We start from the raw sequence: 26,144 nt of genomic DNA, 5'->3' as shown, positions 1-26,144 counted from the left end.
GGAGATTCGGGGGTCAGACGGCGGTGCGGACGAGGCGCTGCCAGTGCTGCTGGGCGGGCTTGTCCCAGCGGGCGTGGAGGGTGTCGAAGAGGCGGGCGGCGCGCGCGCCCGCCCACTCCGAGGGCAGCAGTTCGCTGGGCAGCTTCGGGTCGAGGAACGGGAAGCGCCGCCAGGTGTGGACGAGGTGGATCTGGTGCGCGAGCACCTCGGCGGGCGACGAGGGTGCGGCGTCGGTGAACGTCTCCAGGAACTCCTCGTAGGCCGACTCGACCTCCGCGAGGTGCCACGCCTGCTCGACGACGGCCCGCTGCTCGCCGATAGGGCCGAACGGGCCGACGAACGAGCTGGTCACGCCGGTGAGCCCGAGGTCGGCGATGACCTCGGCCACCTCGTCGGACTTCGCGGGGTCGGGCGTGACCCACACGCCTGGCGCGGGGGAGCCGAGGCCGGCCCACGCGAGCCGGGTGCGCAGGCGGTGGCGCAGCTGGCGGCGGGTCTCGGGCACGCTGACGAGCAGCACCAACCACCGCCCGTCCCAGGCGCGTGCGGCGGCGCCGAAGCCGTAGATGCGGGACGCCCCGTCGGTCAGCAGCCTGCGGCCCTGCTCCGTGAGCGACCAGCGGACCCTGCGGCCGGCCCGGTCGGACACCAGCAGTCCTTCGGCCGCAGTGCGCGCCAACGCCTGGCGCGCCGACTTGTGCTCCACGCCGAGACTGCCCAGCACGTCGATCAGCACCTGCGTCCAGACGGGCTCGTTGCGGGGCAGGACGAACTCGCCGAGGACGGTGAGCAGCAGCGATCGGGCGCTCGTTGCGCCGAGCTCACGGCGCCGGGAGAGCGCCGGATGAACGGTGAGGGGCTCGGCGGCCGACATGGCCAGTCACATTAGGGCATCTGGCCGACACAGTGAGAGCACGCACTGTCCATTGCGCTGCCGACGATCACCTCGATGTTCCGGTACCGGCTTGCATTGCAGAACGTCTAACGTCGGCTGGTGCCCGCTCCTGAGCTCCCGGCCGGACTGCGCCACCGCCCGCTCCAGGTCGAGGACGCCGCTGCGCTCGCCGAGCTGAGGTTCGCGATCGAGGAGGTGGACCGGTTCGGCGACCACGCCGACGTCGCCGATTGCACACGCGAACTCGGCTATCCCTCCGTCGAGCTGGCGGACGCCAGCGCCCTGGTGTTCGACGGCGCGAAGGCTGTTGCGTACGTGCTGCTCAGCAGCGGGAGCGGGCTGGACGTCGGCCCGTTCCTGCGCGGGCGCGGCGGAGTGCACCCGACCCATCGCGGCCGGGGGATCGGCACGGCGCTGGTGCGGTGGGTCCGGGAGGTGGCTGCGGCGAAGTACGTGACGTTGCTGCTGACGGTCCAGGACGCCGACCCGGCGGCCGTCGTGGTCGCCGAGCGGACCGGGCTGGTGCCGGGCAGGCGGTGGGCCGACCTGACGCGCGACCTCGCGGTTCCCGTGACGCCCGCCCCGGTTCCGGACGGGCTGCGGCTGCTCCGGCTGGGGCCGGGGTACGACCCCGCACGCTGGGACGGGCCGCTGCGGGCGGCGCACAACGCCGCGTTCGCCGACCATTGGGGCTCCCCGCCCATCAGCGCGCAGAGCTGGGTCCACGGGCGGACGGGCAACAGCAACTTCCGGCCGGAGGCTTCCGTCGCCACCATGGCGCCCGACGGCGAGGTCGCCGGCTACGTGCTGGGCTTCGAGTACGACTCGGCGACGGCCCGGACCGGCGTGCGGGAGCTGCTCGTGCACACCGTCGGAACGGTGCCGGCCTGGCGAGGCAGGGGCGTCGGCGCGGCGATGATGGCGTACGTGCTGGCCACGGCCGCATCGCTCGGGTACGAGCGCTCGGGGTTGTCCGTCGACACACGGAACCCCACCGGTGCCGTCGGCGTCTACGAACGCGCCGGATACACCCTGGAGCGAACGGCCGTCGTCTACTCCTCCCGCGCGCTGTGAAATCGGCAGCGTTCTGCAACGGTCGCTGGCTACCGTTGCGGAGTGACGACGTCTGCGCTCCCGCCCGCGCTGCGGCTGCGGCCGCTCCAGATCGACGATGCGGAGCGACTGGCGTCCCTGCGCGGTGCGATCGAGGAGGTCGACAAGCGGGGTTGGCACTACGACGTCGAGGACTGCGCCGAGGAGCTCGCCGATCCCGACATGGACCTCGCGCTCGACACAGTCATGGTGCTCGACGGCGAGGAGCCGGTCGCCTACCAGATCATCTACAAGGGCGAGGGGGCGATGACCGGGCAGAAGGTCATGGCGTTCGCCGCTGTCCATCCCGAGCGCCGCGGGCAGGGGATCGGCACGGCACTGCTGAGCGTCGCCGCGCAGCGTGCCGAGCAGCTGAACGCGATGCTGACCGCGAAGGTGCCGGAGGAGATGGCCGACGCTGCCGCGCTGTTCGCCGACTTCGGCATGGCGCCGGTGCGGTGGTGGTCGGAGCTGAAGCGCGACCTCGCGAGGCCGGTTGCGGCCGTTGCGGTCCCCGACGGTCTCACGCTCAACCCGCTTGGCCCCGAGTACGACCGCGACTGGGACGAGCGGCTCCGCGCAGCCCACAACGAGGCGTTCCGCGACCACTGGGGATCCTCGCCCGACACCGCAGAGGGATTCGCGCACGCGCGGACGTACAGCAAGAACTTCCGCTCGGGCTGTTCCGTCGCCGCGTGCGACGCCGGGGGAGCCGTGGCCGGCTACGTCCTCTCCTACGAGTACGAGGCCGACTTCGCCCACACCGGGATCAAGGAGCTGCTGATCGACACGGTGGGCACCGTCGCGGAGTGGCGCGGCAAGGGCGTCGCCGCGGCACTGCTGGCGCACGTCCTCGCGACGGCGGTCGAGCAGGGCTTCGAGCAGGCGGCGCTCACCGTCGACAGCCAGAACCCGACCGGTGCGGTGGGGGTGTACGAGCGCGCCGGATTCGTGCTGCGGCGGCGCGAGGTTACGTTCGGGCGTAGCGCGAAGGCGTAGCGCATATGCGCTACGATGGCTCTCGTGCCTCGAACCATCAGCCAGCGCGAGTTGCGGAACGACAACGCCGAGATCATGCGGAGCGTCGAGGCCGGCGAGAGCTTCACGGTGACCCGCAACGGCAAGCCGATCGCGGACATCGTGCCGCACGCAGGGGTGCCTGCGAAGCGGCGGATGACGTTCGGCGAATTGCAGAAGCTCAGGCAGAGCCAACCGCCGGTCGACGTCGGGCAGTGGTACGCAGACCGGGCGGCGGACGACGTCATCTTCGGCGACGACCGCATCGAGTACTGAGTGACTGAGCACTACGTCGTCGACACGTCCGTCTACATCGACTTCGGACGTCTGCGGCTCGGCGAGTTCACCGACCGAACTCCGGTGTTGACCGCCGTCACACTGGCCGAACTCGCATTCGGCCTCGGCTTGGGCAACCCTACGGTTCAAGCCGAACGTGATCGGCTCTACCGTGAGGCCCTCGACTTGTTCGAGATCCTGCCCTTCGGAGTCGAGGAGGCAAAGATCTACGGCGTGCTGGCGACACTCGTTCGGGCAGTTGGTCGAAACCCGCGGCCACGACGGCTCGACCTGCAGATCGCGGCGACGGCTGCGGCGGCCAAGCTGCCATTGGTCACATGCAACCCGGACGACTTCGTCGGCATCGACCGACTGGTCGACGTCATCGCCGTCGAGCCCGCGTCCTGAGCGAGGCCGTGCAACCTGTCGCCTCGCTCAGCGGGTGCTTGCTCCGTGAATGCGACTCGATCAGCTCCACCTGCGGGGATTGCGTGCGGTCGGTCTCCGACCATTCGTCCCAGCTCGGGTTCTCGATGATGATGTCGATCAGACCGGTCGAGTCGCCCGGCGTTGCTGCGGGTGGGTTCAGTCACCACGGCTCATGGCCATGATCTCTTCGGTGCTGAGCATGCCGTCGCCGGTGCCTCGGAGAGCGTCGACGACCTGGCGACCGTGACCCCGCGGCTCTGTGGTGGGCACGACGGTCGCCACATCGTCGCGGACGTCGTCCGCCGGTTCGACGTCGAGCGCCCCGCAAACTGGCTCGGGGCTGGATATCCGTCGTTCGGACGTGATCCGCACCGCGGAAACGTACAGCTGTTCCGACATCTCGGATCAGCGTGCGGCGGAGCCGGTCAGCTCCTGCTCCGCAGTGGGTGCCGCCTTGCGCTTGCGGACGTAGCGGACGACCTCCACGATCACGGTGATCGTGACGGCGATGCCGACGCCGAGGAGCAGACCCTTGATCGGGTCGTTCTCGAACGCCGCGCCGCCGATGAAGCCGATCAGGCCGGAGTAGACGGCCCACGACGTCGCGGCGATGGCGTCGAAGAAGGCGAAGGACCGGCGCGGGTAGGCGACCGCGCCCATGGTCAAGGTGCAGGCGGTGCGGCCGCCCGGGATGTAGCGGGCGACGACGAGCGCGAGGCCGCCGCGTTCGGCGAGCAGGCGTTCCGTCCACGCGAACGACTTCGCGGTGCGCTTGCCCGTGCGGAGCTTGGTGTTGGTGGTCCGGCCGATCGTGTAGGCGATGTGGTCGCCGACGAACGCGCCGACCGCGGCGACGGCGATCACGAGCAGCAGGTGCGGCTGCCCGGTCGAGGCCGCGAAGACGCCCGCCGTGATCACGGCCGTCTCCGCGGGCACCACCGGGAAGAACGCGTCGAGCGTCGCGAGCGCGAAGATGGCGAGGTAGAGCCACGGCGAGCTCATCACCGTGGTCAGGATGTCGAGGATGGCGTGTGTCACGCAGATGATGTTGCTGATCGCGGGCGCCGGTGACATCCGGGCGGGCCCCCGAGATCGGACTCAGGGTTTCCCTACCTTCGGATGAACGGCGCGGAACTTCGGTCGGACGGGGCCGGCGAGGGCGGACGGAGCCGGGGGAATCCGACTGCCGGGCGGGGTGCCGGTGGAGGGCAGGAAAGCCACTTTCCTGCCCTGTGAGGGCCGGAAAGTGGCTTTCCTGCCCTCGCGTGCGGGTCGCACGCACCCCGGCGCAGCCCGCCACCCACCCGGAACCTCAATTGAAGCTGTGGTCCACGGCGTAGGCGGTGATCGGTGCCGGCACGGCGCGCAGCTGGGTGAGCAGGCCGGTCTCGCGGGCGAGCATCGCGCGGATCATGCGCAGCCGCTCGGTGGGGGAGGTCTGCTCGAGCAGCTGTTGGCGATCGGCCATCGGGAGCAGGCAGTCGGCCGCGAGCATGTGCGGCAGCGTCGCCGCCTCGACGTCGGCCTCCGGCTCCGACCACTCGCCCTGCTTCCACGCCGTCGCGCAGTAGCGGCGATGCGCGTCGCGCGCGGACGCGATCAGCATGCGGGTGAGGTCGGCGGTGTCGGCGCACTCGGCGTCGGGCAGGTACTCGACGGTGCCCATGAGGTACGGCTTCGTCTCCGCGTCGAGCTCCAGCAGCCGGAACCGCTGCGCGCCGCAGGTGATGATGTCGTAGCGCCCGTCGGGCAGCTTGGTGACGTCGCGCAGCTCCGCGGTGCACCCGATGCCGTGCAGGCCGTCGATGCCGTCGTCGTCGGCGGTCCAGCCTTCGCGCACGGCGATGACGCCGAACTGCTTAGCCGGCGCCGCGCCCGTCACCAGATCGACGGTGAGCTGGCGGTACCGCGGTTCGAAGATGTGCAGCGGCAGCGTCGCACCCGGCATCAGCACGGTTCCCAGCGGGAACATCGGGAGCGTCTCGGCCACGTGACTACGGTACGGCGCCGCGGACGGCCTCGCCCGGCGGCCGGAGAACCGCGAACGCGTCGGTTACGCGCAGCGTGATCTCCGCGAACCGGAAGAGGGCTGCTGGGCGGCCTCCCGACGGCCCGGGCGGCGCGACGGCACCCGTCGGTTCGAGTACTGACCTGCGGGTGAGCACCCGTTGGAGGTTGGTGGCGGAGACCGGATGGCCCAACGCGGCGGTGTAGAGGTCGCGCAGCGCGGAGATCGTGAACTCGCGTGGCGCGAGCGCGAACCCGAGGTTCGTGTAGGAGAGCTTCGCGCGCAGCCGCTCGTGACCCGCCGTGACGATCTCCGCGTGGTCGAACGCCGTCGGCACGGTTCCGTCGAGCAGCGCGGTGATCGGGTGCCAGGCGGTGTCGTCGGGGATCGCGGGCACGGCGTCGGACGGCACGAGCCCGAGGAACGCCGTCGCGATCCGGCGGGCGCCGGGCACGCGGTCGGGCCTGCTGAAGACGGCGATCTGCTCGACGTGGGCGACCTCGCGGACGTCGACCTTTTCGGCGAGCTGGCGAAGCACCGACTGCTCGACGTCCTCGTCGTCGCGCAGCAGGCCGCCCGGCACGGCCCAGCGGCCCTCGTCGGGCGGGCGGGCGCGCTGCCAGGTGAGCGCCTGGAGCACGCCGTCGCGGATCTGGAGCACGGCCGCGAGCACCTCGTGCTCGACGGGACGGGCCATGGCCGGACCTTATCGCCCGCGCCGCGCCCGCTCGGTGCACATGAACGGCGGGTTGCGGGCCGGTGAGGTCCGCGTCACGTCGGTGGGCCCGGCGGGCCGGGAGCGGGTTAGGATCGTGCCAGTTTACGACTAAGAGTCGAAAACAGAGGAGACCACGATGACCGTCTCGGAGCTCGCAACCGCCGGCGCCGATCCGTACCCCGGCTGGGCGGAGGAGGTGCGTGAGCTGGCCCGCCGCCGCAACGCCGTGGTCCTCGCGCACAACTACCAGCTGCCGGCGATCCAGGACGTCGCCGACATCACCGGCGACTCGCTGGCGCTCTCGCGGGCCGCCGCCGCGTCCGAAGCGTCGACGATCGTCTTTTGCGGCGTCCACTTCATGGCGGAGACGGCCAAGATCCTCGCCCCGGACAAGACGGTGCTCATCCCCGACGCGAACGCCGGCTGCTCGCTCGCCGACTCGATCGACGCCGACCAGCTGCGCGCGTGGAAGGCCGAGCACCCCGGCGCGGTCGTCGTGTCCTACGTCAACACGACCGCCGCGGTGAAGGCCGAGACCGACATCTGCTGCACGTCGTCCAACGCCGTCGAGGTGGTCGAGTCGATACCGGCCGACCGCGAGGTGCTGTTCCTGCCCGACCAGTTCCTCGGCGCGCACGTCCGCCGGATCACGGGCAGGGAGAACATGCACGTCTGGGCCGGCGAGTGCCACGTGCACGCCGGCATCAGCGGGCCGTCGCTGACCGCGACCGTCGAGGCCAACCCCGACGCCGAGCTGTTCGTGCACCCCGAGTGCGGCTGCGCGACCTCGGCGCTCTACCTCGCGGGTGCCGGGGCCGTCGCGCCGGAGCGGGTCAAGATCCTCTCCACCGGCGGGATGCTCGACGCCGCGCGCGAGAGCACGGCCAGCTCGGTGCTCGTCGCGACCGAGATCGGGATGCTGCACCAGCTCCGGAAGGCGGCTCCCGAGATCGACTTCCGGGCCGTCAACGAGCGGGCGTCCTGCCGGTACATGAAGATGATCACACCGGAGAGGCTCGTCCGCTCGCTGCGCGACGGCACCGACGAGGTGCACGTCGCGCCCGACCTCGCGGCCCGCGGCCGGGCGGCCGTCCAGCGGATGATCGAGATCGGCAAGCCCGGCGGTGGCGAATGAGCTGGGACGCGCAGGCCGACCTGATCGTCGTCGGGTCGGGCGTCGCCGGCCTGACCGCCGCGCTGGACGCCGCCGAGCTGGGCCTGAGGGTCGTCGTCGTGACGAAGGACGCCGTCGACGCCGGCTCGACCCGCTGGGCGCAGGGCGGCGTGGCCGTGGTGGTCGGCGACATAGCCGGTGACACCGTCGACGCGCACGTCGCCGACACACTCGAAGCCGGCGGTGGGCTGTGCGACGCCGCTGCGGTGGCGTCGATCCTCGCCGACGGGCCCGGCGCGGTGGCCCGGCTGCGGGCCCGCGGTGCCCGGTTCGACCCCGGCGCCGACGGGCGCCTCGCCCGCACGCGCGAAGGCGGCCACTCTGCGTTCCGGGTGGTGCACGCGGGCGGCGACGCGACCGGCGCCGAGGTCGAGCGCGCGCTCGTCACGGCCGCCACCGACCGCCGGTTGCCGCTGCTCACCGACCACGTGGCCGTCGACGTGCTGCGTGACCAGTCCGGTGCCGTCGCGGGCCTCTCCGTGCTCGACGGGAGCGGCCGTCCGGGTGTGCTCGCGGCGCCGGCGGTGCTGCTGGCGACCGGCGGTTACGGGCAGCTCTACGCCTCGACGACCAACCCCTCGACGGCGACCGGCGACGGCATCGCTCTCGCGCTGCGCGCCGGGGTGGCGGCGGCCGACCTCGAGTTCGTCCAGTTCCACCCGACCGTCCTCTACGACGGCCCGGCGACGGGACGGCGGCCGCTGGTCACCGAGGCCGTCCGGGGGGAGGGCGCGGTGCTGCTCGACCGGGCCGGCCGCCGGTTCATGACGGATGTGCATCCGCTGGCCGACCTCGCGCCACGTGACGTCGTCGCGGCCGCGATCACCCGCACGCTCGCCGCGACGGGCGCCGAGTGCGTCTACCTCGACGCGCGGGCGCTCGACGGCTTCGCGCAGCGCTTCCCGACGGTCTTCGCTGCCTGCCGCGCGGCGGGGATCGACCCGGTGCGCGAGCCCATCCCGGTGACCCCGGCCGCGCACTACGCGTGCGGCGGGGTCGTAACCGACCTGACCGGGCGGACGGCTGTGTCCGGCCTGTACGCGGCCGGTGAGGTCGCGCGCACCGGCCTGCACGGTGCGAACCGACTTGCGTCCAACAGCCTGCTGGAGGGCCTGGTGCTCGGCAGCCGGGCCGCGCGGGCCGTCGCGACGGACCTGGTCGGGCGCGACCGGCAGGGCCCCGGCCCGGTCGGCTCCCCGACGCTCGCCGTCGCACCGCGCGGGGTCGTGCAGCGGGCGATGAGCGCCGCCGCCGGCATCGGGCGCGACGCCGCGGGGCTCGCGGCCGCGTCCGACATCATCGAGGCCGCGGCCGTGCCGCGAGCCGTCACCGACCGGGCGGGCGTCGAGGACGCCGCGCTGACCGTGCTCGCGCAGGCCGTGCTGGCCGTGGCGGGCTCCCGCACCGAGAGCAGAGGATGTCACGTGCGTACCGACTTCCCCGATCGCGACGACCGCTGGCAGCGCGCCAGCTCCGTGGTGGTGCTCGACGCCGCCGGCCGGCCCGTCGTGCGCACCGACGCGCTGGTGGGTGCGGCATGACCGCCACCGTTGCCGGGCCCGACCTCGACGACCTGCGGCGCGTCGTGCGCACCGCGCTCGACGAGGACCTGCGCTACGGCCCGGACGCCACCACCGCGGCGACCGTGCCTGCCGACGCCGTCGCCGTCGGCTCGTTCACGACGCGGCAGCCGGGGGTGCTGGCCGGAGTTCCGGTCGCGCTCGCGGTGCTCGACACCGTGCTCGGCGAGGGCACGTACGAGGTGCTCTCCGCGCTGCCCGACGGGCAGCGGCTGGCCGCGGGCGACGTCGCCCTGGCCGTTCGTGCACCGGTGCGCGGGCTGCTCACCGCGGAACGCACGGCGCTGAACCTGCTCTGCCACCTCTCGGGCGTGGCGACGGCGACCGCGGCGTGGGTCGATGCCGTCGCCGGCACGGCCGCGCGCATCCGCGACACCCGCAAGACCCTGCCCGGGCTGCGGCTGCTGGAGAAGTACGCGGTGCGCTGCGGCGGCGGCGTCAACCACCGGTTGGGGCTCGGCGACGCCGTGCTGATCAAGGACAACCACGTTGCCGCGGCCGGCTCGGTCGGCAAGGCGCTCGCTGCGGCCCGCGCGTTCGCCCCGGAGCTGCCCTACGAGATCGAGGTCGACTCGCTCGAGCAGCTCGACGAGGTGCTCGAGCTCGACGCCGAGCTGGTGCTGCTGGACAACTTCACCGTCGAGGCGACCCGCGAGGCCGTCCGGCGGCGGGGGAGCGGGCGCGCGTTGCTGGAGTCGTCGGGCGGGCTGGTGCTGGCGAACGCCCGCACCTACGCCGAGACGGGCGTCGACTACCTGTCGATCGGCGCGCTCACGCATTCCGTCAAGGCCCTCGACCTCGGGCTCGACCTCGGAACGTGACCCGGTGGGGCCCATGAGGTTGGTCGCTCGGCGGTAACCGGAGCGACACGGCGACGTAGGCTGATCCCCATGCTCCGCCGACTCGATCTCCGTTCCGAGCCGCTGCCGCGCACCGCGGCACTGCGCGGCCTGCTGCCGCGCGCCGAGGTGGACATCGACTCGGTGGTGCACCAGGTCCGGCCGATCGTCGACGCCGTGCGCGACCGCGGCGTCGAGGCCGCCATGGAGTTCGCCGAGCGGTTCGAGAAGGTGCGCCCCAGCGCTGTCCGGGTGCCGCAGCAGACGCTCGCGGGCGCGCTCGCCGCGCTCGACCCCGCCGTGCGCTCGGCGCTGGAGGTCGCGATCGAGCGCACCAGGGCGGTGCACTCCGAGCAGCGCCGCGCCGACATCGTCACGGGGGTCGTGCCCGGTGGCACGGTCACCGAGCGGTTCGTCCCGGTCCGCAGGGTCGGGCTCTACGCGCCCGGCGGGCTCGCGGTCTACCCGTCGACCGTCGTCATGAACGTCGTGCCGGCGCAGGAGGCCGGGGTCGAGTCGCTCGTCGTCGCCTCGCCGCCGCAGGCCGAGCACGGCGGGCTCCCGCACCCGACGGTCCTCGCGGCGGCCGCGCTGCTCGGCGTCGAGGAGGTGTGGGCGGTCGGCGGCGCGCAGGCCGTCGCGCTGCTCGCGTACGGCGGCACCGACACCGACGGCGCCGAGCTGGAGCCGGTCGACGTCGTCACCGGGCCGGGCAACGTCTACGTGACGGCCGCGAAGCGGCTGCTCCGCGGCATGATCGGGATCGACGCGGAGGCCGGCCCCACCGAGATCGCCGTGCTCGCCGACCACACCGCCGACCCGGTGCACGTCGCGGCCGACCTGATCAGCCAGGCCGAGCACGATCCGAACGCGGCATCGGTGCTGGTCACCGACTCGGTCGAGCTCGCCGACGCGGTCGACCGCGAGCTGGAGCAGCGCGTCGCCGACACCAAGCACACCGAACGGATCCGCACGGCGCTCACCGGCCCGCAGTCGGGCATCGTGCTCGTCGCCGGCGTCGACGACGGCGTGCGGGTGGTCGACGCCTACGCCGCCGAGCACCTGGAGATCCAGACCGTCGACGCGAGGGCCGTCGCCGACCGCGTCCGCAACGCCGGCGCGATCTTCGTCGGGCCGTGGGCGCCGGTCTCGCTCGGCGACTACTGCGCGGGCTCGAACCACGTCCTGCCCACCGGTGGCTGCGCGCGCCACTCCGCGGGGCTGTCCGTGCAGACGTTCCTGCGCGGCGTGCACGTGATCGAGTACACCGAGGAGGCGCTGCGCGACGTCGCCGACGCCGTGCAGACCCTCGCCGTCGCGGAAGACCTCCCAGCGCACGGCGAGGCCGTGAGCGCCAGGTTCGCGCGGTGACGGCGCTGGCCCAGACGGTTGGTGCGGAGATCACGCTCGACGCGCTGCCGCTGCGCGACGACCTGCGCGGCCGCCGCCCGTACGGCGCGCCGCAGCTGGAGGTCGCCGTCCGCCTCAACACCAACGAGAACCCGTACCCCCCGCCGCCGGAGCTCGTCGCCGACGTGGCGGCGGCCGCGCAGGAGGTGGCGGGGCAGCTGCACCGCTACCCGGACCGCGACGCCGTCGCGCTGCGCACCGACCTCGCCGCGTACCTGACCCGCGTCACCGGCGTGCAGCTCGCAACCGCGAACGTCTGGGCGGCCAACGGCTCCAACGAGGTGCTGCAGCAGATCCTGCAGGCCTTCGGTGGGCCCGGGCGCACCGCGGTCGGGTTCGAACCGTCGTACTCGATGCACCCGATCATCGCCGCCGGCACCCGCACGGAGTGGCTGCCGGCGCCCCGCCGCGCCGACTTCTCCGTCGACGTCGCCACTGCAGCGACGCTCCTGCGCGACCGCGCGCCCGACATCGCGTTCCTGACCAGCCCGAACAACCCGACCGGTCAGTCGCTGGCGCCGAACGAGCTCGCGCAGCTCGTCGACGCGGCACCCGGCATCGTGGTGGTCGACGAGGCGTACGCCGAGTTCTCCGACCTGCCCAGCGCGATCACGCTGCTCGGCACGCACGCGCACAAGCTGATCGTCAGCCGCACGATGAGCAAGGCCTTCGCCTTCGCCGGCGGGCGCCTGGGCTACCTCGCTGCCGCACCTGCCGTCGTCGACGCGTTGCAGCTGGTCAGGCTGCCGTACCACCTCTCGTCGCTCACGCAGGCCGCAGCGCGTGCCGCGTTGCGCCACGCCGCCGCGACCCTCGGCTCCGTCGCGCTGCTGCGCGCCGAGCGCGGGCGGGTCGTGGACGAGCTGGCCGCGATCGGCTACGACGTGGTCCCGAGCGACTCGAACTTCGTGCTCTTCGGTCGGTTCGCGGACGCCCCGAGGGCGTGGCGCTCGTTCCTCGACCGCGGGGTGCTGATCAGGGACGTCGGCATCGAGGCGCGGCTGCGCGTCACGATGGGGACCCCTGAGGAGAACGACGCGTTCCTGCAGGTCGCAGCGAACGTCTTCGCAGAGGAGGTCACCCGGTGAGTCGGATCGGCCGCGTGGAACGGGCCACGAAGGAGACCAAGGTCCTCGTCGAGATCGATCTCGACGGCACGGGTCGCACCGAGATCAGCACCGGCGTCCCCTTCTACGACCACATGCTGGAGGCGCTGGGCAAGCACGGCGCCTTCGACCTCACCGTCCGGGCCTCCGGCGACGTGCACATCGACGTGCACCACACCGTCGAGGACGTCGCGATCGTGCTCGGGCAGGCGATCCGGCAGGCGCTGGGCGACAAGGCCGGGATCCGCCGCTTCGGCGACGCCTGGATCCCGATGGACGAAGCGCTCGCGCAAGCCGTCGTCGACGTGTCCGGGCGGCCCTACACCGTGCACACCGGCGAGCCGGAGAGCATGGCCGGGTTCGTCGTCGGCGGGCACTACCCGACGGTGCTCAACCGGCACGTCTTCGAGTCGCTCGCCTTCCACGGCCACCTCGCGCTGCACGTGCGGGTGCTCGAAGGCCGCGACCCGCACCACATCACCGAGGCGCAGTTCAAGGCCATCGCCCGGGCCCTGCGCGCGGCTGTCGAGCCCGACTCCCGCATCACCGGCATCGCCTCGACCAAGGGCACGCTCTGACGGGGTGACCGCCCCGCCGGGCGCACGCGCGACGCACGCACTCTTGACCCGGCCGCCTGGCCTTCCGCGTCTGCTACGGAGCGTGTCGGGAAAGGGCGTGCGGCCCCGGGCTATCCTTGACGGGTGTCACGGATCGTCGTGCTCGACTACGGGTCGGGCAACCTGCGTTCGGCCGAGCGCGCGCTGCGACGGGTCGGTGCTGATGTCACCGTCACCGCCGATCCGCAGCTGGCGCTCGATGCCGACGGCCTGGTCGTCCCGGGTGTCGGCGCGTTCGCCGCGTGCATGCGCGGTCTGCGGGGCGTGGGTGGCCCGCGGATCATCGAGCGGCGCCTCGCCGGTGGCCGTCCCGTGCTGGGCATCTGCGTCGGCATGCAGGTGCTGTTCGACCTGGGCGTCGAGTGGGGCGAGCGCACCGAGGGTTGTGCGCAGTGGCCTGGCATGGTCGAGCGGCTGAAGGCCGACGTCCTGCCGCACATGGGCTGGAACACAGTGCGCGTCCCGGCCGGCTCGGCGCTGTTCTCCGGCATCGACGCAGACGAGCGGTTCTACTTCGTCCACTCCTTCGGTGTGCGCCGCTGGGAGATGGAGGAGTCAGAGGTGCTGCGCCCGCCGCTGGTCACGTGGTCGCACCACGGCGAGGACTTCGTCGCGGCCGTCGAGAACGGGCCGCTCGCGGCCACGCAGTTCCACCCGGAGAAGTCCGGCGACGCCGGTGCCGCGGTGCTGCGGAACTGGCTGCGTGACGTCGTCGGCTGAGCCGGCAGGAGCGAGGATCGTCATGGCCCGCAAGCGGCAGCGCGACGAGCCCTACCCGCGCGCCGGCGCGCGCCGCAAGCCCGCGAGGCGCAGGCGGCCGCCGTCGGTCGCGAGCACGCTGGGCACCGCGGTCGGCACGGCGCTCGCCGCGTTGCTGGCGGTCCTGCTGGGCGGCTTGCCGTGGTGGGGCTGGCTGCTGATCATCGTCGTCGGGCTCGGCGTCGGCGCGCTGTGGTCGTCGCGCCGCACCACGGCGTTGCTGCACCCGCCGGAGAAGCCGGCCGCCGACCCGCCCGTCGCAGCCTGAACCACCGGCCAGTGCCGCCCCGATGGGGTGCCAGGAAAGTGGCTTTCCTGTCCTGTGGTGCCAGGAAAGTGGCTTTCCTGGCACTCCCGGGCCCGCGGGGCTCAGCTTCCGGCGTCGGCGAGCACCGGCCCGACGGCGGCGAGCACGGCGTCGAGCAGGCCGGGGAAGCGGGCGGCGAGGTCGTCGCGCCGCAGCCGGACGCGCCGGGAGCGGCCCTCGATCGTCGTGTGCGTGACGCCGGCCTCGCGCAGCACCCGGTAGTGGTGCGAGAGCGTCGACTTGTGCAGGTCGATTCCCGCGCAGGTACCTGAGCAGCTCTCACCGTCGAGGGAGGCGAGCCGGGCGACGATCTCCAGTCGGGCCGGATCGGCGAGCGCATGCATCACCTGCGGAAGCTCGATGTCGGCCGTCGCCGGCTCCCACGGTTCACGCATGGAGGCATCCTACAGCCGGGGTTTGATGGTTGGACGGATATCAATCTGTCCGCTAGCTTGCCCTTGTGTTCCTGCGGCTGTTCCCCCTCGCCCTGGCGACGTTCGCCGTCGGCACCGACGGGTTCGTCATCGCCGGCCTGCTGCCAGCCATCGCGGCCGACCTCGACGTCGGTGTCGCCGCCGCGGGCCAGCTGGTCACGGCGTTCGCCTTGACGTTCGCCGCCGCGGCTCCCGTCCTGGGTGCGGCGACGGCCGCGCTCGACCGGCGCAAGGCGCTGCTCGCCGCGCTCACCGTCTTCGTGATCGGCAACGTGGCCACCGCCCTCGCCCCCACCTACGAGATCGCGCTGACCTCCCGCATCCTGACGGCCGCCGGTGCCGGCATCATCACCTCGACGGCGTCGAGCGCCGGGGCGGCGATGGTGCCGCCGGAGCGTCGCGGCCGCGCGCTCGCGACGGTGATGGGTGGCCTGGTCAGCGCGTCCGCGCTGGGGCTGCCGATCGGCACGCTCATCGGCGGCGCCGACTGGCGGATCACGATGTGGGTGGTCGCCGGTGTCGGTGTGGTGGCCGCGATCGGCATCGCGGTGCGGCTGCCCGCGCTCTCGCTGCCGGTCCCGTCGCTCCGCGACCGCGTCGCCTACCTGGTGCGACCGTGGGTGCTGGTGACGCTCGCGCCGACCGTGGCGGCCATGGCCGGCACCTACATCCTCTACACCTACATCGGCGTCGCGCTCGAAGGCGCCACGGGCGGCTCGGCGGCGCTGCTGACGATCGTGCTGCTGCTCTGGGGGCTCGGCGCGGTCGCCGGCAACACCCTGGTCGGCCGGCTGACCGACCGGTTCGACGCGACCACGGTGCTGGCCTGGAGCATCGCGGCCGCCGTTGTCCTGCTGGCGGTGAGCCCGCTGGTCGTGGCGAGCCTGCCGGCCGCGCTGGCCTGGGGTGCGCTCTGGGGTGTCGCCACCGGCTTCCCGACGGTCGCGCAGCAGCACCGGCTCGTCACCCGTGCGCCGGAGGCGACGCCGATCCTGCTCGGGCTGAACTCGTCCGCGGTGTACGCGGGCATCGCGCTGGGCGGTGCGCTCGGCGGGATCGCGCAGACGTGGCTCACACCGGCGCAGCTGGGTCTGCCGGGGGCGGCGGTGATGGTCGTCGCGCTCGGGTTCGTCCTCGCCGGATCGCGGCTGTCCGGAGCGGCGCCGGTGGCGTCAGCCCAGCAGTAGCGTGTCCAGCCCGCGGGTGACACCGACCCGCTCGCCGACCCGCCGGATCGCCAGCAGGGTGCCTGCGACGTAGGGCGCCGCGGTGCTGCCCGCGTCGTGCCTGATCACCAGGCGCTCGTCCGGCAGCCCGAACACCACCTCCGTCGAGACGACGAAGCTCGGCAGCCGCACCGAGTGCACCTGCGTGCCCGCGATCGTCGCGCCGCGCGCCTCCGGGTGTCCCGCGACGTCGGCCACCGGCACCTCGGCCCGTGGTGTCGCGACGGCGGCCAGCTGCTCGGCGAGCTCCCGCGACGTCCCGCTCGGGGCGTCGGGCTTGCCTGCGGACGCGTAGTCGATGATCTCCCAGCCGGGCAGGTGCGGCGCGACGAGCCGGGCCGCGGCCTGCGCCATCGCTGCGGTGAGCGAGAAGTTGCCGGCAGCGACGACCCCGACCCCCGCGGCCCGCGCCGCTGCGTCGATCTCGGCGAAGTCGTCGGCGCTCAGCCCCGACGACCCGATCACGACGGCCACCCCGCGCTCGATCGCGGCGAGCGTGTTCGCGCGGACCGCGGCGTGGGACGTGTAGTCGACCAGCACGTCGACACCACCGCTTGCACCGTCGAGGGCCTCCGCGACCCCGGCGTGCACGGTGACGCCGACCGGCTCCTCGTCCCACGCGACACCGAGGTCGCTGCCCGCGGTGCTGCGGCTCACCGCGGAGCGCAGCCGCAGGTCGTCGGCCGCGAGCACGGCCTCGGCAACAGCTCGTCCGGTCCATCCCGTGGCACCGGCAACACAAACCGACACGGTCACGGCGTTCTCCTTGCGATCGGGGGCCCCGCTCCGATCATGCACCGTCACGGACGGGTGTCCTCATCGGATGGGTACGCTGCACAGCGTGAGCTTCACGCTGCTGCCTGCTGTCGACGTCGCCGACGGCCAGGCCGTCCGACTGGTCCAAGGGGAGGCCGGCACCGAGACCGGCTACGGCGAGCCGCTCGACGCCGCACTCGCGTGGCAGCGCGACGGCGCCGAGTGGATCCACCTCGTCGACCTCGACGCCGCGTTCGGCCGCGGCTCCAACGCCGAGCTGCTCGCGGAGGTCGTCCGCAAGGTCGACGTCGCCGTCGAGCTCTCCGGTGGCATCAGGGACGACGCGTCGCTGGAGCGCGCCCTGTCGACCGGCTGTGCGCGGGTCAACATCGGCACCGCGGCGCTGGAGGACCCGGAGTGGTGCGCGCGGGCGATCGCGGCGCACGGCGAGCGTGTCGCCGTCGGGCTGGACGTGCGGATCGTCGAGGGCGAGCACCGGCTCGCCGCGCGCGGCTGGACCACCGACGGCGGCGACCTGTGGGAGACCCTCGAACGGCTCGACCGCGACGGCTGCTCCCGCTACGTCGTCACCGACGTGAGCAAGGACGGCACCCTGCGCGGGCCGAACATCGACATGCTCCGCGCGGTCGCCGAGGCCACGACGGCGCCGGTCATCGCGTCCGGCGGGATCGCCGAGGTCAGCGACCTCGTGACGCTCGCCGAGGTCGCGGCGGGCGGGGTCAACATCGAGGGTTCGATCGTCGGCAAGGCGCTCTACGCCGGGCGGTTCACGCTGCCCGACGCGCTCGCCGCCGTCCGGGCCGTCGACGCGGCGGCCGGCCGAGCAGCCGGTTGATGCGCGCTGCCGCCGCGGTGCTCGTCACGGCCGGGGCGCTCGTGCTGGCCGGGTGCTCGACCGCCATGCCCGTGACGCTGCCGGCTACGGCCGAGCCTGCGGCTTCCGCTTCCCCGGCGACGTCGCCTGCCGCCGCGGCGCCGGGCGGGGTGCCGGACACCGCCACTCTGGTGAGCTGTCTGCGCGGCGGCGTGCCGGGCGCCGAGGTCGCCGAGATCGACACCCCGCCCGGCGGCACTGCCGCCGTCGCGGTCGACGTCGCCCGCCCCGACCTGCCGAAGAGGATCAACCGCATCACCGTCATCGCGTTCCCGAGCAAGGCCGACGCCGATGGGTTCCGGTCGGGCGCCGGGGCGTTCGTCAGCGGCACCGGCGGCAGCGCCGAGACCGTCGGCCCTGCCGTCGTCATGTCGACGTTCGCGGGCGACGCCGCCGCCGTGGCCGCGGCGAAGACGTGCGTCGCGGGGTCGTAAGCTCGAAGCCGTGCCCGTAGCAGTCCGCGTGATCCCTTGCCTCGACGTCGACGACGGCCGAGTCGTCAAGGGCATCAACTTCGAGGACCTGCGCGATGCGGGCGACCCCGTCGAGATGGCCGCCGTCTACGACGCGGAAGGCGCCGACGAGCTGACGTTCCTCGACGTCACGGCGTCGTCGGGGGAGCGCGGCACGATGCTCGACGTCGTGCGCCGCACTGCGGAGCAGGTGTTCATCCCGCTGACGGTCGGCGGTGGCATCCGCTCGTGCGACGACATCGACACGCTCCTGCGCGCCGGCGCGGACAAGGTCGGCATCAACACCGCCGCGATCATGCGCCCCGAGCTGCTGCACGAGGCCAGCCGCCGGTTCGGCGCCCAGTGCATCGTGCTCTCCGTCGACGCCCGCACCGTCCCGGAGGGTGGCAAGCCGACGCCGTCGGGCTGGGAGGTCACCACCCACGGAGGGCGCAAGGGCACCGCGATCGACGCCGTCGAGTGGGCCGCGCGCGGCCAGGAGCTCGGGATCGGCGAGATCCTGCTCAACTCGATGGACGCCGACGGCACCCGCGCCGGGTTCGACCTGAAGATGATCGAGGCCGTGCGCGCCGCCGTCGACGTCCCGGTGATCGCGAGCGGCGGCGCCGGCAAGGTGGAGGACTTCGTGCCGGCCGTGCGCGCGGGCGCTGACGCCGTGCTCGCCGCGACCGTCTTCCACTTCGGGCACTTCCGGATCGGCGACGTCAAGACGAGCATGCGTGCGGCGGGGGTGGAGGTTCGATGAGCAGGGTCGACGTGTCGCAGCTGGATCCCGAGATCGCGGCGCGGCTCAAGCGCACCCCCGACGGGCTGGTCTGCGCGATCGCGCAGCAGCGCGGCACCGGCGAGGTGCTGATGGTCGCGTGGATGGACGACGAGGCGCTGCACCGCACGCTCACGACGGGCCGGGCGACGTACTGGTCGCGCTCGCGCGAGGAGTACTGGGTGAAGGGCGAGAGCTCCGGCAACACCCAGCAGGTCCACGAGGTCCGGCTCGACTGCGACGGCGACGCCGTGCTGGTGGTCGTCGACCAGACCGGCCCCGCCTGCCACACCGGCACCCGCACCTGCTTCGACGCGGACGTCCTGCTCGAGGCCTAACCGCCCGAACTTCCCCATCGTTTTGCCAAGCTGCACACCCTCCGGGGTCTGCAAGTAGGCAAAACGGTGGTGAAGTTTGGGCTGCATAGTCGTGTTTGACTAGCGTTTCGTAGTCGTGTTTGACTATGGCCATGAGCAGCGCTCGCCTCTTCGCGCTGAGCGCGCTGGCTCGTCTCGGTCCCGTGCACGGCTACCAGATCCGGCGTGAGGCGCAGATCGACCGCACCGAGCTGTGGACCGACATCAAGCCCGGCTCGCTCTACGGCGTGCTGCACCGGATGGAGCGGGAGGGGCTCGTCGAGGTCGTGCGCACCGAGCGGGAGGGCAACCCGCCCGAGCGCACCGTCTACGGCATCACCGAGCAGGGCCTGCTGGAGCTCAAGACGTTGCGCGACGCTGCGTTGCGGGAGGTCAAGCTGCTGCCGGACCCCGTCGACCTCGCGCTGCAGTACACCCACGACCTCGACGAGGAGCACCTGGCGGGAGCCATCGGCGCTCGCCGGCAGGTCGTCGCGGCGCGGTTGGCGATCCTGGAGCAGGAGTTCCGCACGTCCGGCCCGTACCTGCGCGGGCTGGAGCCGATGGCGATCCAGCACGGCCTCCACCGGCTGCGCGCCGAGCTGGCGTGGCACGACGCGTTGCTGGAGGAGCTGCCGAAGTTGATGGGGGGATCCGGATGAAGATCGTTGTGCTCGGACCGACCGGAGGGACGGGGGAGCAGGTCCTCCGGCAGGCGGTGGCTGCAGGTCACGACGTCACCGCGCTCGCCAGGCGGCCGGAGGCCGTCGCGGAGCCCGGCGTCGACGTCCGGAAGGGGGACGTGCTCGATCCCGCCTCGCTGCAGGGTGTCTTCGACGGCGCCGACGCCGTGCTGTCGGCGCTCGGCGCGCGCAGCGGGCGAGCGCCGACCGAGATCTACTCGCGCGGCATCCGGAACGTCCGGGCCGCCATGGCGGAGGTCGGGGTACGCCGGCTGGTCGTGCTGAGCGCCGTCCCCGCGTCGCGGCCGGAGGAGAAGACCTTCCTCGAACGGTGGGTCGTACACCGGTTGCTGCACCTGCTGTTCGGCGGCGGCTACGACGACCTGCGCCGGATGGAGGCCGACCTGCGCGCCGCCGACGACGTCGACTGGACGGTCATCCGGCCGCCGCGGCTGCTCGACGGCCCGGCCACCGGCACGTACCGCAGCTCCGTCGACGGGCCGCTGCGCGGCGCCGCGGACATCCGGCGAGCGGATCTCGCGGCCGCCATGCTGGACGCGGTCGAGGACCGCGCGCTGCACGGCAAGGTCATGATCGTCGCTCGCTGAGCGGGGTGACGAGGGCGAGCAGCCCGGCGACGGCGAGCGCGAAACCACCGAGCAGCCCGCTCAGCCCGGCCATCCCCGCAAGTGCGTTCGTGCCGTCGAACACGGTGGTGCCCATCATCGTCACAGCCGCCCAGAGCCCCCACGAGAACGGCGCGGCGCTGCCGGCGAAGACGCCGCCCACCGCGAGCCACCTGCGCTCGGCGCGGCCCTTGACCAGCGCGATCATGCCGGCGATCGCGGCCACGCCCAGCCCGGCGTGCACCGCGCCGATGAACGCACCCGACGCCGTCCCGCTCGCCACGCCGTCCACGAGGCGCAGCAGCGCGCTGACGGCGGCGGTCGCCATCCCCCCGACGGCAACCACCGCCAGCACCTGCCCGAGCGGCCCGGACGGCGCTCCCGGCACCCGTACCGCCGCATCCCACCGGCGCCGCGCGTGCAGGACGAACGCCGCGATCAGGAAGACGCCCTGCCACGCGAATCCGCTGTAGACCATGGGCTGCACCCACGACTCCAGCTGCGGCATCGTCGCCGGCGGCGCTTCGGACGCTTCGAGCAGCAGCCCCGGCACCACCGCGATCGCCATCGGTGCGAGGAAGCCGGTGCCGACCCAGACGGGCAGCAGCAACGTCCATGCCGGCAGCCGACGGCCCCACGGGTACACAAGTGCCAAGGCGAGCACGATGACCAGCAGGTCCATCACGGCTGTCACGACGTTGAGCACGAGGACCGACGGGTCGGCGAGCAGCGCGGGGTCGGCGACGCCGGCGTGCCCGCCGAACAGCCAGATGCCCTTGAGCGCCAGGTACGGGACGGTGCCGGCGGCGGCGGCCCAGCCGAGCGCGCGTTCCAGGCCGGCCGGTCCGGTCTCCGTGTGCGTGGTCATGGAGCACACCTTGCGCGCTGCCAGGAGCGCCGACCTCCCGCTGCGGCACGATCCGCGCTCCCTCTTGCAGGGGAGGGCGGCGGCCCGCTGATCTGCGACGATCGACACGTGGAAGACCGGGTTCGGCGCGCGATCGGCTGGGCGGCCACGCCGTTGCGCGCCGGCCTGACGTACCGCCGCTACGTGCACCTCCTGCTGGGCGCCGTGCTGCTCCTGCCGTACCTGGCACTCGGTTGGCTGTTCGTCACGTCGTTCACGACCGGTGGGCTCGACCCGCTTGCCTTCGTCCTGCTGCTCGTCCTGGCGACGCCCGCGGCGATCGGGGTGGCGCTGGTTCCCGGCGTCCGGACGTTGGAGCTGACTGCCGCGCGGGCCCTGCTGGGCATCACGATCCCCGAACCGGACCACGCCACCATCGACGCGTGGCCGGCCCGGCTGCGTGCAGCGGGCTGGCTCGCGGTCAACTGCGTCGCCGGCGGGGTGATCGCGCTGCTGACGCTCATCGCGGTGCCGTTCTCGATCGGGTTCCTGATCGCGCCGGTCCAGGAGCTGCCGCCGTTCCCGACGGGCTGGGGTGCGGCGTGGCTCACGATCGTGGGCGTGCTGATCCCGGTCGCCCTGCTGCACGTCGTCTCGGCCTCGGGCGCCGGGCTTGCCTGGCTCGCCCCGCGGATGATCGGCCCGACCCGCACTGAGCAGCTGGCCGCCGAGCTGGAGGCCGCGCGGCAGTCCGAGCGGACGCTGGCGGAGCGCAACCGGCTGGCCAGGGAGCTGCACGACTCGGTGGGGCATGCGCTCACCATCACGACCCTGCAGGCCGGGGCGGCCGCGCGGGTGCTGGAGAGCGATCCCGAGTTCGTCGCGCGGGCGCTGGAGGCCATCGCCGAGGCCGGCCGCACCGCGCTCGCGGAGCTCGACCACGTGCTCGGCCTGCTGCGCGAAGGCGAGCCGGACCGGGCGTCCCGCGCGCCGCAGCCGGACCTCGCCGACCTCGACGCGCTGCTCACCGGCACCCGATCGGCAGGCGTCCAGGTGGATGCCGAGCTGCTCGGGACCGCCGAGGCGGTGCCGTCGGCGGTGTCGCGCGAGGCGTACCGGATCGTCCAGGAAGGGCTGACGAACGCGCTGCGACACGCCGGCCCGGTGCCCGTCGTGGTGCGGGTTGCGGTGGCCGCCGACGCCGTCGAGCTCGAGCTGACGAACCCGCTCGGAGATCATCCAGCAGGTCAGGGCGGCGGGCGCGGGCTCGCCGGCATGCGCGAACGTGTCGGGATGCTGCGCGGGGATCTCACCGCCGGGCCCGACGCTGGCGTGTGGCGCGTGCGCGCCCGCCTCCCACTGGCACCATGACGCCCGTGATCGGGCTGTTGCTGGTCGACGACGAGGAGCTGGTACGGGCCGGGCTGCGGGCGATACTCGCCGCCGAACCGGACCTCGAGGTGCTGGGAGAGGCCTCGGACGGCGCCGAGGTGCCGGGGCTCGTGCGGCGCCACCGGCCCGACGTCGTCCTGATGGACGTCCGGATGCCGGCGGTCGACGGGATCGCCGCCACCCGCCACCTCGTCGAGACGATGACCGAGCCGCCGCGCGTGCTCGTCCTCACGACCTTCGGCAACGACGGGTACGTCTACGACGCGCTGCAGGCGGGCGCGACCGGGTTCCTGCTGAAGCGGGCCCGGCCCGCCGAGATCGTGCAAGCGGTGCGGACGGTCGCCCGTGGCGAGTCGCTGCTCTTCCCCGCCGCGGTGCGCGACCTCATCGCGACGCAGGGCCAGGCCCGCGGCGACGGCCTGCGCAGCGCGGGGCTCACCGAGCGAGAGGGCGAGGTGCTGCGCCTGGTCGCCCGAGGGCTGTCCAACGCGGAGATCGCGCGCGAGCTGGTGGTCGGCGTCGAGACCGTCAAGACCCACGTCGGCAACGTGCTCGCGAAGCTCGGCGCGCGCGACCGCACCCAGGCCGTCGTCGCGGCGTACGAGTCGGGCTTCATCGACCCCCGCCGCCCGCCCGACTAGCCGTAGAAGTTCCCCACCGTTTTGCCAACCTGCACACCCGAAAAGCCGTGCAGGTTGGCAAAACGGTGGGGAAGTTTGATTACAGGTCGCCGGTCAGGTAGCGCTGCAGGTTGGGGGCGATGGCGGCGACGAGGGTGGCGTGGTCGGCCGAGGCGAGCGGCTCGAGCTTGAGCACGTAGCGCACCATCCCCATGCCGAACAGCTGCGACCCGCACAGCGCCGCGCGCAGCTGGGGGCGGTCGGGCGCGACGGCGCTCACGACCCGTCCGACCAGCACGACCGTGATGAACTCGCGCATCATCCTGGCGGCCTCTTCGTGGCTGGCGACGCTCTGGATGATCGCGGCGAGCGGCCCGCCGCCGGTGGCGTCCCACACCTTGAGGAACGTGGCGACGATCCGCTCGCCGAGCTTCTCGGGATCGCCCGGCAGCACGCTCGTCAGCAGCGCGGCCGGGTCGACGGGCAGGTCGAGCGCTGCCGTGAACAGGGCGTCCTTGCCGCCGAACCAGTGGTTGACCATCGCGGGGTCGACGCCGGCCCGATCGGCGATCATGCGGACGGTCGCGCCCTCGAAACCGCGCGACGCGAACTCGATGCGGGCGGCCTCCAGCAGCTGGGCGCGCGTGTCGGAGCCACCGGGGCGCCGGCCGCGCCTGCGGCCCTTGGAGTCTCCAGTAGAGGTTGCCACCACCGCCCCATCTTCCAGGCAGTTGCCCCCGAGGGCCACCGCGCCCACCGGAACCCCGGTGACACCGGCTGCGACAATGGCGCCCATGACCGTTTCCGCGACCCCTTCCGGGGTGCTCGGTGAGGTCACCCCCAGCCGCGAGGAGTTCCGCGCGCTGGCCGTCGAGCACCGGGTGATCCCGGTGACGCGACGGCTGCTCGCCGACGACGAGACCCCCGTCGGGGTCTACCGCAAGCTGGCCGGTGACCGGCCCGGCACGTTCCTGTTCGAATCGGCGGAGAACGGGCGGTCCTGGTCGCGATGGTCGTTCGTGGGCGCCCGCAGCGCGGCGTCGCTCACGGCGGTCGACGGCGAGGTCGTGTGGACGGGTGACGTGCCGGTCGGGCTCCCGGTGGGCGGCGACCCGATGGCCGCGCTGCGCACGGTCGTCGAGGAGCTGCGCAGCGAGCCGCTGCCGGGTTTGCCGCCGCTCACCGGCGGGATGGTCGGCTACCTCTCCTACGACGTAGTGCGGCGGCTGGAGCGGCTGCCCGAGCACGCCGTCGACGACCTGCGGATCCCCGAGCTGGTGATGCTGCTGGCCACCGACCTCGCGGCGCTCGACCACCACGAAGGCACGATCACGCTGATCGCCAACGCGATCAACTGGGACGCGAGCGACGAGCGGGTCGACGAGGCCTACGACCACGCCGTGGAGCGGCTCGACCGGATGACGGCCGAGCTGGCCGCGCCGGCGCCCTCGACGGTGGCGGTGTACCGGCCGGCCGAGCCGCGGTTCGTCCGCCGCCGCAGCCCGGCCGAGCACCACGCTGCCGTCGAGGTGGCGAAGGAGCAGATCAGGGCGGGCGAGGCGTTCCAGGTGGTGGTCTCGCAGCGGTTCGAGACCGAGTGCTCGTCCGACCCGCTCGACGTCTACCGGGTGCTGCGTGCGACCAACCCGAGCCCGTACATGTACCTGCTGCGGCTGGCCTCGGCGGCCGGCGAGCGGTTCGACATCGTGGGTTCGAGCCCCGAGGCCCTGGTGACCGTGCGCGACGGCGTCGCGACCACGCACCCCATCGCCGGCACGCGGTGGCGTGGCGCCACCGAGGAGGAGGACCTCCTGCTGGAGAAGGACCTGCGCACCGACGAGAAGGAGCGGGCCGAGCACGTCATGCTCGTCGACCTCGGCCGCAACGACCTGGGCCGGGTGTGCGAGCCGGGCAGCGTGAAGGTGCGCAGCTTCTTCTCCGTGGAGCGCTACAGCCACGTCATGCACCTGGTCTCGACGGTCACGGGGGTGCTGCGGCGCGACCGCAACGCGTTCGACGCCGTGGCGGCATGCTTCCCCGCCGGCACCCTGTCCGGCGCCCCGAAGCCGCGCGCGATGGAGATCATCGAGGAGCTCGAGCCGACCCGGCGCGGCCTCTACGGCGGGATCGTCGGCTACCTCGACTTCGCCGGCGACGCCGACACCGCGATCGCGATCCGGACCGCGCTGGTGCGCGACGGCATCGCTTACGTGCAGGCAGGCGGCGGCATCGTGGCCGACTCCGACCCCGTCGCGGAGGACACGGAGTGCCTCAACAAGGCACGAGCGGTCCTCTCGGCCGTCGCAACGGCGGGCACGCTCGCCGAGCCGCGGTCCGCGCGCTCGACGTCGTGACGCCGGGCCGGCTGCTCGTCGCGGCCTGCGCGGGGCTCGCCGCATCCGCGGGCGTGCTGTGGGGGGCCTCCGCCGCCGCGTGGCCGGCGGGGGCCAACGGGAGCGGGCTGACCGGGCCCGCGCTGCTCGCGCTGGCCGGCGTCGCCGGGGTGGTGGCGGCGAGCGGGGTCGTGCGGCGCGGGCTGGGCGTCCTGCTCGGGCTGGTCGGGGTGCTCGCCGCCGGGGTCGGGGTGGCCGGGGCCGGCGCCGCGCCCGGGCCGTGGCTCGCGGTCGGGGGAGGGGCGCTCCTGGTGGTGACCGGCACGTTCGTGATGCTGCGCGAGGCGGCGCTGGCCCGGTTCGGGGCCCGCTACTCGGCCGCTGGCTCGCAGGCGGCGCAGCGGGATCCGGACCGTGCTGCGTGGCAGGACCTCGACGCGGGGCGCGACCCCACGGCAGGCCCCACCGGTGACCCGCGGTGAGCCTGGCGGCAGCCGCCCAGGTGGTCCCCTC

Annotated in this window: 32 protein-coding genes; 23 read left to right on the top strand and 9 right to left on the bottom strand. The window is 73.2% G+C overall.

Annotation, left to right across the window (positions count from 1 at the left end; translation table 11 throughout):
* Window positions 1-13: 13 nt before the first annotated feature.
* A complete protein-coding gene (locus LL648_RS09940) occupies window positions 14-874 on the bottom strand; it encodes a PaaX family transcriptional regulator (RefSeq protein ID WP_232662175.1) in 861 nt (286 codons plus the stop codon).
* A 120-nt stretch (window positions 875-994) separates the two neighbouring features.
* On the opposite strand from LL648_RS09940, the gene LL648_RS09935 reads away from it, so the two are divergent.
* From LL648_RS09935 to LL648_RS09920, 4 genes are read left to right on the top strand one after another with little or no spacing between them, the layout of a single operon-like run.
* Window positions 995-1,969, top strand: coding sequence for a GNAT family N-acetyltransferase (locus LL648_RS09935; RefSeq protein ID WP_232662174.1), 975 nt, complete (start codon window positions 995-997; stop codon window positions 1,967-1,969).
* Window positions 1,970-2,011: 42 nt separating this feature from the next.
* On the top strand, window positions 2,012-2,986 hold the full coding sequence (locus LL648_RS09930; protein WP_232662173.1) for a GNAT family N-acetyltransferase: 975 nt from the start codon (window positions 2,012-2,014) through the stop codon (window positions 2,984-2,986).
* Between the two features lie 24 nt (window positions 2,987-3,010).
* A complete protein-coding gene (locus LL648_RS09925) occupies window positions 3,011-3,280 on the top strand; it encodes a type II toxin-antitoxin system Phd/YefM family antitoxin (RefSeq protein ID WP_374112014.1) in 270 nt (89 codons plus the stop codon).
* Window positions 3,281-3,688: a PIN domain-containing protein gene (locus LL648_RS09920; RefSeq protein WP_232662171.1), complete on the top strand. Its 408-nt coding sequence runs from the start codon at window positions 3,281-3,283 to the stop codon at window positions 3,686-3,688.
* 177 nt (window positions 3,689-3,865) lie between these two features.
* Here the strand turns inward: LL648_RS09920 and LL648_RS09915 are convergent, their stop codons facing one another.
* From LL648_RS09915 to LL648_RS09900, 4 genes are all read right to left on the bottom strand, one after another.
* On the bottom strand, window positions 3,866-4,108 hold the full coding sequence (locus LL648_RS09915) for a hypothetical protein (RefSeq protein ID WP_232662170.1): 243 nt from the start codon (window positions 4,106-4,108) through the stop codon (window positions 3,866-3,868).
* A 6-nt stretch (window positions 4,109-4,114) separates the two neighbouring features.
* The gene (locus tag LL648_RS09910) at window positions 4,115-4,747 is read right to left on the bottom strand and encodes a DedA family protein (protein WP_232662169.1); all 633 of its coding nucleotides are present in this window, start codon (window positions 4,745-4,747) and stop codon (window positions 4,115-4,117) included.
* A gap of 274 nt (window positions 4,748-5,021) precedes the next feature.
* Window positions 5,022-5,699 carry an LON peptidase substrate-binding domain-containing protein gene (locus LL648_RS09905; RefSeq protein ID WP_232662168.1) on the bottom strand — a complete coding sequence of 226 codons (678 nt, stop codon included), beginning with the start codon at window positions 5,697-5,699 and terminating at the stop codon, window positions 5,022-5,024.
* 4 nt (window positions 5,700-5,703) lie between these two features.
* Window positions 5,704-6,414, bottom strand: a complete 711-nt coding sequence (locus LL648_RS09900) for an NUDIX hydrolase (protein WP_232662167.1) — start codon at window positions 6,412-6,414, stop codon at window positions 5,704-5,706.
* A 157-nt stretch (window positions 6,415-6,571) separates the two neighbouring features.
* Between LL648_RS09900 and nadA the strand changes: the two genes are divergently transcribed.
* The 8 genes from nadA (at window position 6,572) to LL648_RS09860 (ending at window position 14,188) form a co-directional block, all read left to right on the top strand.
* Window positions 6,572-7,570, top strand: coding sequence for a quinolinate synthase NadA (nadA, locus tag LL648_RS09895; protein WP_232662166.1), 999 nt, complete (start codon window positions 6,572-6,574; stop codon window positions 7,568-7,570).
* Complete coding sequence (locus LL648_RS09890) at window positions 7,567-9,150, top strand: L-aspartate oxidase (protein ID WP_232662165.1); 1,584 nt, start codon at window positions 7,567-7,569, stop codon at window positions 9,148-9,150. Before nadA ends, LL648_RS09890 begins: the two co-directional genes overlap by 4 nt.
* Window positions 9,147-10,010, top strand: a complete 864-nt coding sequence (gene nadC / locus LL648_RS09885; RefSeq protein ID WP_232662164.1) for a carboxylating nicotinate-nucleotide diphosphorylase — start codon at window positions 9,147-9,149, stop codon at window positions 10,008-10,010. Before LL648_RS09890 ends, nadC begins: the two co-directional genes overlap by 4 nt.
* 69 nt (window positions 10,011-10,079) lie before the next feature.
* Window positions 10,080-11,399 (top strand): histidinol dehydrogenase, encoded by a 1,320-nt coding sequence (hisD, locus tag LL648_RS09880; RefSeq protein ID WP_232662163.1) that lies wholly within the window; start codon window positions 10,080-10,082, stop codon window positions 11,397-11,399.
* A gap of 5 nt (window positions 11,400-11,404) precedes the next feature.
* On the top strand, window positions 11,405-12,526 hold the full coding sequence (locus LL648_RS09875) for a histidinol-phosphate transaminase (protein ID WP_232662310.1): 1,122 nt from the start codon (window positions 11,405-11,407) through the stop codon (window positions 12,524-12,526).
* Window positions 12,523-13,122, top strand: coding sequence for an imidazoleglycerol-phosphate dehydratase HisB (gene hisB / locus LL648_RS09870; protein ID WP_232662162.1), 600 nt, complete (start codon window positions 12,523-12,525; stop codon window positions 13,120-13,122). Before LL648_RS09875 ends, hisB begins: the two co-directional genes overlap by 4 nt.
* Window positions 13,123-13,245: 123 nt before the next feature.
* Window positions 13,246-13,881 carry an imidazole glycerol phosphate synthase subunit HisH gene (gene hisH, locus LL648_RS09865; RefSeq protein WP_232662161.1) on the top strand — a complete coding sequence of 212 codons (636 nt, stop codon included), beginning with the start codon at window positions 13,246-13,248 and terminating at the stop codon, window positions 13,879-13,881.
* A gap of 22 nt (window positions 13,882-13,903) precedes the next feature.
* Window positions 13,904-14,188, top strand: a complete 285-nt coding sequence (locus tag LL648_RS09860) for a hypothetical protein (RefSeq protein ID WP_232662160.1) — start codon at window positions 13,904-13,906, stop codon at window positions 14,186-14,188.
* A 101-nt stretch (window positions 14,189-14,289) separates the two neighbouring features.
* Here the strand turns inward: LL648_RS09860 and LL648_RS09855 are convergent, their stop codons facing one another.
* A complete protein-coding gene (locus LL648_RS09855) occupies window positions 14,290-14,622 on the bottom strand; it encodes an ArsR/SmtB family transcription factor (RefSeq protein ID WP_232662159.1) in 333 nt (110 codons plus the stop codon).
* Window positions 14,623-14,687: 65 nt separating this feature from the next.
* On the opposite strand from LL648_RS09855, the gene LL648_RS09850 reads away from it, so the two are divergent.
* Window positions 14,688-15,848, top strand: coding sequence for an MFS transporter (locus tag LL648_RS09850; RefSeq protein ID WP_232662158.1), 1,161 nt, complete (start codon window positions 14,688-14,690; stop codon window positions 15,846-15,848).
* Here the strand turns inward: LL648_RS09850 and dapB are convergent.
* Window positions 15,834-16,643, bottom strand: a complete 810-nt coding sequence (gene dapB / locus LL648_RS09845; RefSeq protein WP_232662157.1) for a 4-hydroxy-tetrahydrodipicolinate reductase — start codon at window positions 16,641-16,643, stop codon at window positions 15,834-15,836. The genes LL648_RS09850 and dapB overlap by 15 nt on opposite strands.
* 85 nt (window positions 16,644-16,728) lie before the next feature.
* Between dapB and priA the strand changes: the two genes are divergently transcribed.
* From priA to LL648_RS09815, 6 genes are all read left to right on the top strand, one after another.
* On the top strand, window positions 16,729-17,499 hold the full coding sequence (gene priA / locus LL648_RS09840) for a bifunctional 1-(5-phosphoribosyl)-5-((5-phosphoribosylamino)methylideneamino)imidazole-4-carboxamide isomerase/phosphoribosylanthranilate isomerase PriA (protein ID WP_232662156.1): 771 nt from the start codon (window positions 16,729-16,731) through the stop codon (window positions 17,497-17,499).
* On the top strand, window positions 17,499-17,972 hold the full coding sequence (locus tag LL648_RS09835; RefSeq protein ID WP_232662155.1) for a hypothetical protein: 474 nt from the start codon (window positions 17,499-17,501) through the stop codon (window positions 17,970-17,972). The genes priA and LL648_RS09835 overlap by 1 nt, the downstream gene beginning before the upstream one ends.
* Before the next feature lie 10 nt (window positions 17,973-17,982).
* Window positions 17,983-18,756, top strand: a complete 774-nt coding sequence (hisF, locus tag LL648_RS09830) for an imidazole glycerol phosphate synthase subunit HisF (RefSeq protein WP_232662154.1) — start codon at window positions 17,983-17,985, stop codon at window positions 18,754-18,756.
* Window positions 18,753-19,112 (top strand): phosphoribosyl-AMP cyclohydrolase, encoded by a 360-nt coding sequence (gene hisI, locus LL648_RS09825; protein ID WP_232662153.1) that lies wholly within the window; start codon window positions 18,753-18,755, stop codon window positions 19,110-19,112. Before hisF ends, hisI begins: the two co-directional genes overlap by 4 nt.
* 131 nt (window positions 19,113-19,243) lie before the next feature.
* Complete coding sequence (locus LL648_RS09820; protein ID WP_232662152.1) at window positions 19,244-19,792, top strand: PadR family transcriptional regulator; 549 nt, start codon at window positions 19,244-19,246, stop codon at window positions 19,790-19,792.
* Window positions 19,789-20,421 (top strand): NAD(P)-dependent oxidoreductase, encoded by a 633-nt coding sequence (locus LL648_RS09815; RefSeq protein WP_232662151.1) that lies wholly within the window; start codon window positions 19,789-19,791, stop codon window positions 20,419-20,421. Before LL648_RS09820 ends, LL648_RS09815 begins: the two co-directional genes overlap by 4 nt.
* On the opposite strand, the gene LL648_RS09810 is transcribed toward LL648_RS09815, so the two are convergent.
* Window positions 20,402-21,307 carry a hypothetical protein gene (locus LL648_RS09810; protein ID WP_232662150.1) on the bottom strand — a complete coding sequence of 302 codons (906 nt, stop codon included), beginning with the start codon at window positions 21,305-21,307 and terminating at the stop codon, window positions 20,402-20,404. The two genes, LL648_RS09815 and LL648_RS09810, sit on opposite strands and share 20 nt — an antisense overlap.
* Before the next feature lie 108 nt (window positions 21,308-21,415).
* On the opposite strand from LL648_RS09810, the gene LL648_RS09805 reads away from it, so the two are divergent.
* Together LL648_RS09805 and LL648_RS09800 are read left to right on the top strand one after the other, a co-directional pair.
* A complete protein-coding gene (locus tag LL648_RS09805; RefSeq protein WP_232662149.1) occupies window positions 21,416-22,657 on the top strand; it encodes a sensor histidine kinase in 1,242 nt (413 codons plus the stop codon).
* Window positions 22,654-23,319 carry a response regulator gene (locus LL648_RS09800; RefSeq protein ID WP_232662148.1) on the top strand — a complete coding sequence of 222 codons (666 nt, stop codon included), beginning with the start codon at window positions 22,654-22,656 and terminating at the stop codon, window positions 23,317-23,319. Before LL648_RS09805 ends, LL648_RS09800 begins: the two co-directional genes overlap by 4 nt.
* Window positions 23,320-23,398: 79 nt before the next feature.
* Here LL648_RS09800 and LL648_RS09795 read toward each other — a convergent pair whose 3' ends face one another.
* Window positions 23,399-24,007, bottom strand: a complete 609-nt coding sequence (locus LL648_RS09795; protein ID WP_232662309.1) for a TetR/AcrR family transcriptional regulator — start codon at window positions 24,005-24,007, stop codon at window positions 23,399-23,401.
* A gap of 85 nt (window positions 24,008-24,092) precedes the next feature.
* On the opposite strand from LL648_RS09795, the gene LL648_RS09790 reads away from it, so the two are divergent.
* Together LL648_RS09790 and LL648_RS09785 are read left to right on the top strand one after the other, a co-directional pair.
* Entirely contained in the window at window positions 24,093-25,652 is a 1,560-nt protein-coding gene (locus LL648_RS09790; protein ID WP_374112013.1) for an anthranilate synthase component I, read from the top strand.
* The gene (locus LL648_RS09785) at window positions 25,649-26,113 is read left to right on the top strand and encodes a Trp biosynthesis-associated membrane protein (RefSeq protein ID WP_232662146.1); all 465 of its coding nucleotides are present in this window, start codon (window positions 25,649-25,651) and stop codon (window positions 26,111-26,113) included. The genes LL648_RS09790 and LL648_RS09785 overlap by 4 nt, the downstream gene beginning before the upstream one ends.
* Window positions 26,114-26,144: the final 31 nt, after the last annotated feature.

The sequence above is a fragment of the Pseudonocardia sp. TRM90224 genome (genome assembly GCF_021245725.1).
Taxonomy (GTDB): domain Bacteria; phylum Actinomycetota; class Actinomycetes; order Mycobacteriales; family Pseudonocardiaceae; genus Pseudonocardia.
This window is presented reverse-complemented; position numbering and strand designations above follow the sequence as displayed.